Source organism: Sphingomonas sp. BK036, assembly GCF_004216825.1.
In the GTDB taxonomy this organism is placed as follows: Bacteria; Pseudomonadota; Alphaproteobacteria; order Sphingomonadales; family Sphingomonadaceae; genus Sphingomonas.
Genome location: NZ_SGXR01000007.1, coordinates 66,003 through 78,189, shown reverse-complemented (window position 1 = coordinate 78,189; position 12,187 = coordinate 66,003). Strand labels below are relative to the sequence as shown.

9 protein-coding genes are annotated in these 12,187 nt (G+C 59.4%); 1 reads left to right on the top strand and 8 read right to left on the bottom strand.

The genetic code is table 11. The annotated features are described in order from the left end of the window. Window positions 1-211: 211 nt before the first annotated feature. The 8 genes from EV283_RS16185 to EV283_RS16150 all read right to left on the bottom strand — a co-directional run bounded on the left by EV283_RS16185 (window position 212) and on the right by EV283_RS16150 (window position 10,935). Window positions 212-1,204, bottom strand: coding sequence for an alpha/beta hydrolase (locus EV283_RS16185; RefSeq protein WP_165391808.1), 993 nt, complete (start codon window positions 1,202-1,204; stop codon window positions 212-214). A gap of 343 nt (window positions 1,205-1,547) precedes the next feature. After that, complete coding sequence (locus tag EV283_RS16180; protein WP_130327094.1) at window positions 1,548-1,937, bottom strand: hypothetical protein; 390 nt, start codon at window positions 1,935-1,937, stop codon at window positions 1,548-1,550. A gap of 199 nt (window positions 1,938-2,136) precedes the next feature. Then, on the bottom strand, window positions 2,137-2,700 hold the full coding sequence (locus tag EV283_RS16175; protein ID WP_130327092.1) for a hypothetical protein: 564 nt from the start codon (window positions 2,698-2,700) through the stop codon (window positions 2,137-2,139). 71 nt (window positions 2,701-2,771) lie between these two features. Then, the gene (locus EV283_RS16170) at window positions 2,772-3,044 is read right to left on the bottom strand and encodes a PadR family transcriptional regulator (protein WP_130327374.1); all 273 of its coding nucleotides are present in this window, start codon (window positions 3,042-3,044) and stop codon (window positions 2,772-2,774) included. Window positions 3,045-3,588: 544 nt separating this feature from the next. Continuing rightward, a complete protein-coding gene (locus EV283_RS16165) occupies window positions 3,589-4,812 on the bottom strand; it encodes a glycoside hydrolase family 27 protein (RefSeq protein ID WP_242616018.1) in 1,224 nt (407 codons plus the stop codon). Between the two features lie 43 nt (window positions 4,813-4,855). After that, on the bottom strand, window positions 4,856-6,106 hold the full coding sequence (locus EV283_RS16160; RefSeq protein ID WP_130327090.1) for an ROK family transcriptional regulator: 1,251 nt from the start codon (window positions 6,104-6,106) through the stop codon (window positions 4,856-4,858). After that, the gene (locus EV283_RS16155) at window positions 6,099-7,613 is read right to left on the bottom strand and encodes a tryptophan halogenase family protein (RefSeq protein ID WP_278044236.1); all 1,515 of its coding nucleotides are present in this window, start codon (window positions 7,611-7,613) and stop codon (window positions 6,099-6,101) included. The genes EV283_RS16160 and EV283_RS16155 overlap by 8 nt, the downstream gene beginning before the upstream one ends. Before the next feature lie 142 nt (window positions 7,614-7,755). Next, a complete protein-coding gene (locus EV283_RS16150) occupies window positions 7,756-10,935 on the bottom strand; it encodes a TonB-dependent receptor (RefSeq protein ID WP_207223165.1) in 3,180 nt (1,059 codons plus the stop codon). 259 nt (window positions 10,936-11,194) lie between these two features. Here EV283_RS16150 and EV283_RS16145 point away from each other — a divergent pair, with 259 nt between their 5' ends. Next, window positions 11,195-12,145 carry an ROK family protein gene (locus EV283_RS16145; RefSeq protein ID WP_242616016.1) on the top strand — a complete coding sequence of 317 codons (951 nt, stop codon included), beginning with the start codon at window positions 11,195-11,197 and terminating at the stop codon, window positions 12,143-12,145. The last annotated feature ends 42 nt before the right edge of the window (window positions 12,146-12,187 follow it).

Genomic DNA, 12,187 nt, shown 5'->3' with positions numbered 1-12,187 from the left:
TATCGATTTAGAAGCCCAGCTATCCGCTCGCGAATGTCGTGATAAGAGAGAAGAGCGGAACGGCTACTGTTCGAGTAAGAACAGGCACAAAGCCGATGAATGATCATGTAGAGCGAACCGCAACTTAGCGCCGTCAGGCGCCCTTTAAAGGCTAAGAACCGACGCCCAGAAGCAGCAATCGACTAGTCGTCGAGCGGCGAGAAGGTCTGCGTTACCGCACTTGTCCTATCCCCCTGCCACTTTTCGACGATAGTGTATCTCTAAGCCAGTCGCCAACGACTGCCACAAGGCGAGGTGATCCGAGGTACGGGCCCAACTCCGACGCATTGTCCGGCGCGTCTGTGACCATGCTTTCCTGGAACGAATGGCCGAGCCCGTCCAGCATTACAACTCGAGCGTGGGGGTTGCTCGTCAAGGCGGCGCGTGCCGCAGGTGCGTCGTCCACCACCGTATCCTTGGTCCCGTATATCGCTAGAACAGGTATGTGCAGAGCCTTGAGATCCGAAGCCGAGCGCAACTTGCTCCCTTTCCAGGCATCTGGAACGTCGATCATCGCGAGCGCTTGTTCCGCCTGCCGCCGCGGGAACCCCGCTGCCTCGAACCGGTCGACAGCGTTTGCACGAAGGCGTGAGATCGTTGCCGCATCTCTGCTGTCCACGCGAGCCTGGAGCAAAGTCATAGCCGCATCAGTCGCCGGGCCGACGAGGGTGTCACGACCGCCGACAACCATCTTCATCATTTGCCTGTAAAGCCCCTTCCTGACGTAAGGCAGCCCGTCGCCAACATTGCCCGCCAGCGTCACCACGGCTGCAATGTCGGGATCGGCAGTTGCCGCTCGGGGCGCGATCACACCGCCCCCGCTATGGCCGACCAAAGCGATGCGGCTGCCGGCGATATCCGAGCGATGGCGCATCGCCGCAACAGCGGCGGCAGCGTCCGCGGTCAGCCGGTCGAGATCCTCTTCATACATGCCGGTCGACTGCCCGACCCCGCGCTTGTCATATTCCAGAGCAGCGATGCCGTCGGCGGACAGTCGTTTGATTAGCTCGGAAAAGCCGCCACGTTTATTGGGTCCATTCCCCTGGATCATCACGGCCAAGGGATAAGGACCCTTGCCGTGGCCGGCCGGCAGGTACGGCGTTCCCGCCAAAACAACATCCGGCTCGGATGAAATGCGAACTTCGGTCGCGATCGGCCCGGGCACGGGTAAGCCAAGCCGGTTCGGCGAAGGTTTGCCGACCTCTGCCTGTGACTGCGCCTCTACGCCGCCCGCGATGCCTGTCGCGAGAAGCAGGAGAAGGACCGTTAACAGCCGTATAGCCCCCCCCCCGGAACGCATTGGTCATGGCTTTTATCATTGCTCCACCTCCTCACCGTGCAGCACGGCCGGTATGCCGAGCCGAAGTCTTCCCACCGTCCGCTGCCGACCAGTTGCTCGTGGCGTTCAGCAGCCTTGGCTCCCGCTGCGGAAACATATGTAGATCTGCAGGTCCAGCTATGCTGGCTTTGGACCTGATCATTCAAGCTGATTAACAGATTATTCGAGATTAGTTGTGAAGATTTGGCGTCACCCTTTCGAAGAAATAGGGTGTCAAACCTTCATGTAGCGTAAGCTTTTTCGGTGAAGGTAGCCTGTCGAGGCGCAGCTTCCGCACCGAGCGTGTTCCATCCACGTCGAGCCCTTGATCGGATACGGCACCGACGTCAAAGCGTGGCAAGATGTACGGCCCATCTGCATCTCTACCGATAATGTATGTTATGGTTTTCTGATCGTTGAGCAGCATCTCGCCGTCGGCGAGCTTTATCGTGCCACAGAAGTCGTTTGCGAACAGGCCGTTCGCGCTGGCGTCAACAACAGGCTCACGAAGGAAGAGAAATAAAGCAACGAGCAAGACAATGCCGGCTGCAACGACACCTATGCTAAGTACACGTCGCATCTTCGCTTCCCTTTCGCGTGTCGGACGCTGTTTCCTCGCAACTCGTACTCGGCTTCGGCGATGCGTTGCCCCTTCACGTTGAGCCTCACCACCCTCGTGCTAGACACATAGCAACATATGTAGATTTATGAGTCAAGAGGTCCATAGAGGTCCGTAGAGGTTCAACCAGCCGCGTGGATTGTTGAAGGGTCCCTACAAGCTATCGGGCAAGCAAAGCGCGCGAGGCGCCTGCAAGAACCCGATTGTGCCAGCGCGAAATAGATACCACCGCCACAAATTCGATGGCCAGCTCCGCAACTTGCGCCCTCAAGGACGACAAATCGAGCATCAATACGCCCATGAATAGCGACAGCGTGATCATTGCCGCTCCAATCAGCGTGCCGCACTTCACGATGCGCGGCCAATCCCCCTCTACGAGCATCCACGCAAGACAAAGGTGCGCCATACCGAGCAGAAGCCACGTGATAAGCAAGATCGGGATGGCGCTGTTTTGAGACCAGATTAAATAGAGATTCGGTCCGTCGGCGGCGCTTGGGATGCCGAAAGGCGGACCTCCTGCCGACGATAGGAAGCCGACCGCCTGCCGGAACTGCAAAACTGCCATCGGGATGAGTAACCCCAAGGCGAGCGCGTAGTTCGCAAGGATGAGGCGTCCTTCGCTGTGCTTCCCAATCTCTCGCCACGCTGCAAACAGGCAGCCGAGAGCGAATAGGAATGGACGCCGATCCTCCACTGCGGCTTCGAACTCCGCTTCCATAGCCATCGCCCAGGTTCGGCGATCCGAGCCCAGAGACCGACTGGCCATTGACAGCAAAGCCCGCGACACAGCTAGTGTCACGCGAAAGCTGCCTTAGTGAATGTCAGTGGGCCGGCAGGTGGCGCCATCCGCGCAAATGCCACTCCAGCATTCGTTAGACGGTACGCATGTCGAGCAGGACGGCCAGCGTATTCCGGTTCGCGCCACTCGGCCTCGACGAGCCCTTGGTCGGTCATGCGGATCAGTAGTGGGTACAGCGTTCCAGACAGGAGCCCCGTTTCTTTCATCAGATCGTAGCCGTGGCGCCACTGCTGAGTGTGCGCCGACAGCGCCTCCAACAATAGGAGCATTTGCTTCGATGGTCGACGATTACGGCCCATGCTCCTACTCAATCTAAGTAGAGTTATCTGTCAACCGTCCAACAGGCAGTATGGACCTGCTATCCGCCGTTCCGACGATGGTGCCTGCCTGCTGGCGGTCAGCGAGGACGCATGCCACACAGCACCAAACTTTGAGCGATGCCGTAACGACGTGGATCGACCAATTTAATTCGTTCAAATGGCTGAACTTGATCGCGGTTGGCCATCATGAAGCGAAATGAACAAACTGCGGAAGTTGGGAGGGAAGGACCCCATGGATGACCGATAGCTGGTGAAAACACGCCCTGCCCTCCGGCTTCCGGCCAGACCCACAAGCGGACGCTCAGCGTCCTTCTTGTGCTTCCCAAGTTCGGACATTCGTTCATGGTTCTCAACTGCCCAGCAACGCTAATAAACGGTCAAACTGACGGCTTTGCTGCTAGGCTTAACGCAACCTCTCGAACGGCAGGTTCGCCACAAACTAGCATCCGGTGTTCGTCTGCCCGACGACGCGTGATAGAGCCCGGTGGCGCGATCAGGGGGTAACCTTAACCATGATCACCCCATGCGCTGGCACCAGTGCGGCGTATCGGTCAGTAACCTTGCCTATCGAGCGATGGCTCCACACGTCGCGTACGTCTGCACGGACCGAGCGGGTCAGACCTATTTCCGGCCAATTGACCTCGATCTTGCCAGGACTTTCGGAGCGGTTGAATAGTATCACGGCCCGGCTTCCATCGCTCAACGGCTTCGACCAGACCTCCAGATCGCCATCATCGCGTATACGACGACCCTGCTGACCCAGGGGGTCCTGATTGACCGCGATTACCTCCTTGTTCAACAAAATGTCGCGCGTTGCTGCACTCATGTTAGTGATATCGTTGCCGGCAATCAGTGGTGAAGTCATCATCGCCCACAGACTAAAATGGGAGCGGTACTCGGTATCGGACATTCCGCCGTTACCGACCTCGAGCATGTCGGCATCGTTCCAGTGCCCGGGCCCCGCATACGGATAAAGCGGCTCGTTCGCGTCAACGATGTCGACCATACCGATCGACCATTTGTCCCGCCCCTTCCAGGCATCGCGGATATCGCTGGTCGTGCGCCACGAGTTGCCGATCTTCTTGCCCCATTCCCACGGACGATTGTTGCCCCATTCGCACATCGCCAGAAGAACCGGCCGCCCCGTGGCTTTGAGGGCATCCGACATGAGCGCGTAGGCGCTCTCGGCATTCAACGTGCCAGTCGAGCACCAGTCATACTTTAGGTAGTCAACGCCCCACCGAGCGTATGTAAGCGCGTCCTGATATTCATGTCCCAAGCTGCCGGGTTTGCCGCCACAGGTCTTGGCGCCGGCATCGGAGTATATCCCGAACTTGAGGCCGCGAGCGTGGACGTAATCGGCCAGTGCCTTCATGCCCGATGGAAACTTCTCTCGACTTTCCGTGATGAAGCCGGTGGCATCGCGCTCACCGTGCCAGCAGTCGTCGATGACGACATACTCGTACCCCGCATCGCGCATGCCATTCGTCGCCATGGTGTCGGCGATGCGACGCACCGTCTTCTCATCGATGTTGCAGCCGAACTTGTTCCAGCTGTTCCATCCCATCTGCGGCGTTGGTGCCAACCCATTGGCCTTGCGGTTTGGGTCCAACGAAGGACGCAGCGTGTTCGGATCGACAAACTGATCCTGGGCGCTCGCGACGCCGACCGCAAACGGCAGAAAGGCAAGTACAGTTAGATGCGCCAGCTTTTTCAAAAGCACTTCCCCTCTAAAGCAACTCGTCTGATCATTCGCTTGGCTAAGCCGATTGCATCTTGATGAGGATCCCGTCCGACGGCAGGATGCGGTCGAGAAAAGGCAGGATCGCTGCGCCTATTGCCGGACTATCTCGCGAGAGACTCGCCCGAGCGATCGGCGCAATTATAGGGATATTGGGTGCTGCCGTTCGCAGTTTTCGGTAGGTATCCGTAGCGAGCTGATCGAGGATATCGTCCGGCAGCCGCCCTCCAACGAGAACAATCGCGGGATTGACTAGGCAGTTCACGGCCGTCAGCGCTGGCACGAGCGCGTCCGATGCGTCGTCGAGCCAAGCGGCAACGTGCGGCTTGAACGCTGCGGGAAACGGTTGCGTTGGATCCATACCCGCCGGGTCCAGTCCTGCAGTCTCTAGATAGCTCGACAAAGCCGACAGGGAGACGACGTCCTGCAGGATCTTGTTTGGATCCCTGGCGAGCGGCAAGAACCCGATTTCCCCGCCGCGGGCGTTTGCCCCGCGATAATAGGCGCCGTCGATCACGACTCCACCGCCTAGCCCCGCGCTGACGAGAATATAGAAAAAGTTCGCATGGTGCCCGTCGCCGAACTGTGCCTCGCCGATGGCTGCTGCCGCGGCATCGTTGTCGATGTGTATCGACCAGGGGACGATAGGTGCGAGCATCGCCTGGATATCGACATCGCTCCACTGCTCGTACCCGGCCGGGCGATGCGGCAGGTCGACACGCCCGAGGTCGTCGGGAAGCGCCACACCCATCCCAAGCACCCGATCCAAGCGTATCGCATCGGTACCAACGATTGCCGCGATCCCCTTTTCGACGACCCGTACGACGTCGTCGGGCGACGCGAATGCGATCTGTTGGGTAAATCGAGAGCGCACCGTGCCAGCTAGATCGAGTGATACCAACGTAACATGATCGCGATCAATGTTGAGGCCAATGGCGAAGCCCCCTTCCGGATTTATCCGGAGGCGGGTCGCCGGTTGCCCTCGACCGCCCAAGCGTCGTCCGGCATCGATCACGAGTTCGTTCTCGAATAATCGCCCTACGATGTTGGCGATCGTCGGCGCGGTCAAATTGGTCATCACCGCGATTTCGTTTCGCGTGATGTCAGGATTACGCCGAATGATCTGCGTGACGACTCGCTGATTATAGTCACCCGCACGTTCCAGGTTTGTGCCCGACAGGCTTGGCCCAAGCCTGACAGATCGGTCGTCTGCGGTAACGCTGCCGCTAGCCGATCTTCCTGAAACTTTGAAATTCGAGGGCTTATCCATTCGCGGCAAAGTTCATTGACCGGGATGCAGGAGGAGCTGACGCGGGGGCAAATGACTTGAGAAACGTTTCGTGCGGTTCGGCAAGCGCAACGGCATCACGTATCGAACCCTTCATCCGTTCGAACGCTGCCTCGAGATCTGACAGGGAGAAATGATCCGCCAGCGGGTCATGCGCAGCGGCATCAATGCCAAATCCGGCATACATGGAGAGCCAACTTGGGTCCTGAAACGATTCCCATTCATAGCGCACGAGGTGTCCACGAGCCTTGAACAATTTCAGCTTGCGCTCCAGCTGCTCTGGGAGCGCGGTGCCTCGGCAGCGATCCCACATCGGCTCACCCTGCCGACCATTGGCAAAATAGTGCAGGACCAGGAAATCGCGGATCCGCGCATATTCGAGGCCCGTGGTTCGATTATACTCATTCGCCAGCGCCGGATCAAAACTCCTATCAGGCAGCAAGGCGAGTAACTTCTCCAAGCCGGTCTGGATGAGCGTGATGCTCGTCGATTCCAGGGGTTCCATAAATCCGGCGGCGAGTCCGAGTGCGACACAGTTCCCTTGCCAGAATGCGGTCCGACGACCGGTACGGAAACGAATCATATTAGGCTCGGCCAGCGCTTCGCCTTCGAGCCGACCTTTCAAAGTCGCAACGGCCTCGTCATCCGAAATGTGGCGGCTCGCATAGACATAGCCGTTACCGACCCGGTGCTGCAGCGGAATCCGCCATTGCCATCCGGCAGTCAGTGCCGTGCTGCGCGTATATGGGGTAAGCGGTTCTGCTCGTTCGCACGGCATAGCGACCGCGCGATCGCACGGAAGCAGGTTCGTCCAATCCTCGTACGGTACGCCCAGCGCGTCGCCGAGCAATAGCGACCTAAAGCCCGAACAATCGATGAAGAAGTCGCCCGCGATCGTTTTGCCACACTCGGTATCGACGCTGGATATGAATCCCGTAGATTGATCGACAAGAACATCGGTGATCGTGGCGTCGATGTGCTTGACGCCCCATTCGCCCGCCTTTTTTGCCAAAAACTTGGCAAACAGGCCTGCGTCGAAATGTACGGCCCAGTCGAAGAACAGCAGGTCATGCACCGGACTGTCGGTCGGTCGCATGAACAGGTTACGCTCGGCAAGCGCGGTTGCGAGACAGAATTCGGACAACGGCGTAGGTCGCCCCGCTGCATTCAGTTTGCGCCAGTAATGGTGGAACGCCACCCCTCGCGATCGCATCCCGTACAGACCAAATGGGTGGAAAAATCGCTCACCCTCGCGCTTCCAGTCGACGAACTCGATCCCGAGCTTCACTGTGCCCTGCGCAGCCGCCATGACGTCCTGCTCGGTGACGCCGATCTCCCTAAAGAAATCCCGAATGCCGGGAACGGTCGCCTCACCGACCCCCACCGTGCGAATATCGCTGGATTCGACGACCGTGATTGTCACGGACTGACGATCAAGCCTGCGCGCGAGGAGCGTCGCTGCCATCCACCCCGCAGTGCCGCCGCCCACAATCACGATCGAGCGTAGCGGTCCTGAATTACGCGTTGTTCCTGCTCCATCTGTCACGCTCGGTTCCCATCCTGTGCGTTGCCGTGCAAACACCCGCCACCCCCGCAATAGGGTGGCGGGCGCTTACAGTCTCACCTGCAGATCAGAACTTGAAACGTGCGCCCGCCATGAACCGGCGCTCGTAGATGTTGTTGTACGCTTTCTCATCCGGGAAGGTGAGATAGTATTTCTCATACTCACCGGTCAGGTTCGACCCTTGCGCGTACAGCGTCAAATTTGGCGTGAAGTCGTAGCTGATCGACGCATCAATGTAGTTCGTCGGCTGCTGATACAGTTCGAGGCCTCGGATGCCGCCGAAGTCCTGCTGGACCGCACGCTTCGAGCGGTAATTCCAGGCGACGCGAGCTTGAAAGTGATTGTCCTGGTAGAAGCCAGCAAGGTTAGTCTGGATCTTCGAATTGTCCTGGAACGGGATCGAGTCGCCCTTCAAATCGACCGCGCCTGAATCGGACGGCGAGTAGGTAATATTCGCATCTATGCCGAAGTTGGAGAGCACCGTTGGAATGAAGCCGAAGTCGTTGAACGACAGCTTGGCACCCGCTTCGACACCCTTAAGCGTACCACCGTCGCCCTGAACCGGGGTGCTGATCGACACGGTCCGGTTGCGAACCACGCCGTCATTGTCCGGCAGGTCGGTTCGCACGATGTTGCCCGACTGAATGAAGCTGGCGACGTCGATGTAGAAGGCACCCAAGCTAAGCAGACTGCTGCGTCCGATATAGTATTCAAGCGAGCCTTCGACGTTCGTGGCGCGCCAGGGATCCAGCTGCGGATTGCCGTTGGAGCTACCGCCAGTGACGCGAAACACAGGCGATCCTGGATTGCTCGTGTCGATCGCGTAGTTTGGATTGAGTCCTCCACCCCACTGGTTGAGATCCAGCAGTGTCATCGTCTTGGAATACGCCAGGCGCAACTTCAGGTTGTCGGCGAAATTGAACGCCAAGTTGAATGCCGGCAAAAAGTCGGTGAAGCTCCGCTTGGTCTCGACCGTGCCGTTGACCGTATTTGCAACGCCGTATGGGCGCGGCGAACCGGTCACGAACTGGGTTATGTCGAGTTTGGTGTTGATGACCTTTAGGCCCGCATTGCCGGAGACGGGAATGCCAAACACGTCACCCTTGACGTTGAGTTGCGCATAGCCCGAGATTTGCTTCACGCCGACGTTGAACGAGGCGCCCGGGTTCTGAATCTCGACGTTGCCTGGGTAGAAACTGTTTTGGAATGCGAGCGCGTTGTCCATGACCTTTGGGTCGAGCACGTAGATCGGCGGCAAGCCGGCACCCGGCAGGTTGAACTGCTTAACCTGCCCGTTAAAGATCGGATCGCTCGCCTTGCGGACAACGCCAGAGGTGTAAGGCCTGAAATTTGCCGTCCCGAACGTGCCCGTACCCGCATAGCAGGACGCATCATTTAGCGGTACGTCGAACGCCTTCCACTTGACCAGGCACCCACCAGGCTGAGACGCCTGCCCCGCATATAGCGGCGCGGCGCGATCGAATTCGAAGTCGTCGACCGAGCGCTCGCTGTACCGGCCACCAGCGCTCAGGCTTACATTGTCATTGGCCTCGTACGAAACGTCACCGCGAATGATCTTCAGGTCGCCTTTGCGGCGATAGTTACCCTCCGAAGACGTTGTCTTCATCGCGTAGCTGTCGATGTTGCCGAGCGCCGTCGTCAACTGCGACGGCAGAGTGAAGACCGGCTGGTTACCGGTGAAATCGACCGTCGCTGGCAACGATGCCGATCCGGCGATCGTGTTGACCGCATACCCGCCCGGATTGAACGCGACGTCGCCCGTCGGATAATGACCAATCCCGCCCGGCTGCCACTGCGCGCCGTTCGATGGGCTGAACTGCAGATAGCTCTGGTCGTAGTTAGAATAGGCCTTGCCGTAGACGCCGCGCAGGCTTGCCTTGAACCGGCCGCCATTGTCGTACTTCAGCTCGGCATTGTAGTTCTGCGACTGAGACTTGAACTTGTCATTCTGCGCATACGAGTCGAAATTGCCGAGGTCGTAATTATAGATCTGGGTCGTATTCAGATCATAATCGCGCGTGACGCCGCCATTGCTAAGCGACACGGTCGAGCCGGTGTTGCGCGATTGGCCCGGCACGAATTCGCCAGCCTGCCAGTTGACGTTCTGCATCTGGATGCCGGCTGTGCGATCATTCTCGTTCTGGCGCGTGAAGAATGCATCGGCATTCAGCGTCAGGGCGTCGCTGATCTCCCACTGCGCTGAGGCATTGATGCCGATCCGCTCGCGCTGGTTGACCTTGTCCCAGGCGGTGAAGCCCTGAGGAACGATGAAAGCATCGTTGGCATCGCCGTCACCATTTACGTCGCGGCCCGTCCCCACGATCGTCCCCTTGGGACGATTTGCGGGTGAGAAGCCGTTGCTGAGGTTGACGTCGCCAGTCGGGTTGGCCGCGGTATTGAACTGCTCGTTGTGCAGTGCGGCCCCGTAGCCTTCCTGGATCCCGTTGTGGGAGTTCGAAAGATGCAGGTTCGAATAAGCGCCCGACACCAGGAACCCGAACTTCTCGCCCCGGAAGCCGAACAGCCCGTTCAGGTTCGGATCGAACTCCTTGGTCTTGTCGCCGTAGGCGCCCTCGGCAGCGGCAGCGACGGTGAAGCCCTTCTTCAGATCGAATGGGCGGCGTGTGCGCAGGTTTACGGTGCCGGTGATGCCGGCGTTGAGCAGATCGGCCGTGCTCGACTTGATGACGTCCGCGCCAGCGAACAGCTGTGACGGAATATCGTTGAAGTTCGGCTGGATCGTCGTGATCGACTGAGCGCCGAGATAGGCCTCACCGTTGAGCAACGTCGTAACCTGCGGCAGGCCACGAATATTGATCGCCGCGCCCTCACCGGCATCACGGCGGATCTGCACGCCGGGGATACGCTGGAGCGAGTCCGAGATCGTCACATCGGGCAGCTTGCCGATGTCTTCGGCCGAGATGGAGTCGGTGACCGACGCGGCATCGCGCTTGAGGTTGACCGCACGCTGCTGCGATCCACGAATGCCGGTGACGACGATGTCCTGCGTTTCAGCAGCCGCGTCGCTCGCGGGCGTTGTCGGGTTCTGAGCTTCGCTCATCTGGTCGGCAGCAGCCGCCGAGGGCGATGCGGCTTGATCGGTAGGTGCGTTCTGCAACACCCCCTGTGTTGTCGACGTTTGCTGGGCAAGTGCGGTGCCGCTGCTCACCAGCGCCGTAACTGACGCCGCGACCATCAACATATTCTTGGAACGTGCACGCAACATTTCGACCGTCTCCCTCAGCACCCGAAATCGCCAGGAACTGGCGAACGTTTTAGCACGCTAAGATCGAGCCGATCGGCGACTTACCGCCCCACCCTCTCCTGCCTGCCAGTCGCAACTTTCCGTTGTCTCGACATCGCGTGTTTAATCGTCCGGTGGATCCGGTCAATAACAAAATCAATTTGCGTTTATAACGATCGCTGGCATGCTTGGTTGACGATGGCCGAGCAGCGGTCACGCCAGTAAAGAGGGGAGCATTGCCTTGCAAAACAGTATCGCTGCTCGGGCTATCGAGCCGCAGCCAGCATCTGTACCGGCTTTAGGAATCGACTTTGGTGGCACCAAGATCGAAGCCGTCTTGCTAGGTGCAGACGGTGAGACGCTTTGGCAGCAGCGGGTTCCCAATCCCGGCACGTATGATACCGCGGTAGCCGCTATCGCCGAGTTCGTCGTGGCTGCCGACATCGCGGGGGGCACGGCATGTACCGTCGGCATCGGCGCACCCGGATCGCCGTCGCCACGTACCGGCGTGATGCGCAACAGCAACTCTCTTTACCTGAACGGTCGATCGTTCTCCGAAGACCTCACCTCTGTTCTCGGCCGACCGGTGCGGCTGGTCAATGACGCGAACTGCCTCGCGCTGTCCGAGGCCACCGATGGCGCAGCGACCGGTGCGCGCAGCGTGTTCGCGCTGGTGATCGGTACGGGCGTCGGTGGCGGCATCGTACTCTCGGGAGCTTGTCTCGACGGCGCCCACGGCATTGCCGGCGAGATTGGGCACTTACCTCTACCCTGGCCGCGCAGCGACGAACTGTCTCCGCCGCCATGCTGGTGCAGCCTGACGGGGTGTATCGAAAGCTGGGTTTCCGGCACGGGTTTCGCGCGTGCCGCCAGGACAGAACATGGTCTGTCGCTCAGCGCGCCGGAGATCGTTGCAGCCGCCCGCGCCGGGAATCCCGCCGCCCGAGCTGCACTGGATGCGTATGTCGACCGGCTGGGACGCGTACTGGCCATGGTTGCCAACTTGCTGGACCCCGAGGTCGTCGTATTGGGCGGAGGCATGTCGAACGTCGCCGAGATCTATGAAGAACTTCCGTCCATCGTCCGCCGCTATGCCTTCTCGGACCTATGGGAGGGTCGTATCGTGCCCGCGCGCTGGGGCGACGCGTCAGGCGTGCGCGGCGCCGCACGACTGTGGACTGGGGACGCCTGACCGACCCAAGGTCCGGCAAGACGAACATAAGAACCAACCGGC